This window comes from Shewanella sp. KT0246, assembly GCF_019654955.1.
Lineage (GTDB): Bacteria > Pseudomonadota > Gammaproteobacteria > Enterobacterales > Shewanellaceae > Shewanella > Shewanella goraebulensis.
Map to the genome: position 1 here is coordinate 1 of NZ_BPEV01000126.1, position 549 is coordinate 549.

The window sequence follows — 549 nt, forward strand, 5'->3', positions numbered from 1 at the left end:
CGGCATACGAGATGCTCAGGAGTCTCGTGGGCTCGGAAATTGGCCTGACCCGTGAAAGAGTGCGGCAAATTCAGGTGGAGGCATTGAAACGCCTGCGCGACATACTCTCCTCTCAGGGGTTGGCGGTAGAGGCCCTGTTCAAGGCCTAAAGCAACTTACCATCCTTTGTAATAAAAAGAAGGGACGCATTGCGCCCCTTCTTTCTTGTATTTACAAGCCACAGCGATAGCTGGAGTAGCGGACTTAGTTTGCCAACGCCTTGAGTTTATAGATTAGGTCCAGCGCCTCTCTTGGGCTGAGTTCATCCGGGTTCAGCCTGCCAAGCAGAAGTTCAAGCTCAGATGGCGGCGTTTCCAGTTGCAGTGTGGCCTGCGCCGGGACATTGGAGTCTTGACCGTGATCGCGACTTTCAAGTTGTTGCAGTTTCAATTTTGCGGCCTTGATCACTGAGGCCGGAACACCGGCCAGTGAAGCAACCTGCAAACCATAGCTCTTGCTGGCGGCCCCCTCCTGCACTGCGTGCATAAAGACTATGCTGTCGCCATGCTC

General features: G+C 54.1%; 1 pseudogene. It reads right to left on the reverse strand.

Annotated elements, in window-relative coordinates:
• Window positions 1-243: 243 nt before the first annotated feature.
• Window positions 244-549 (reverse strand): annotated as a pseudogene (locus K5Q58_RS20770) (DNA mismatch repair protein MutS); the annotation flags it as partial.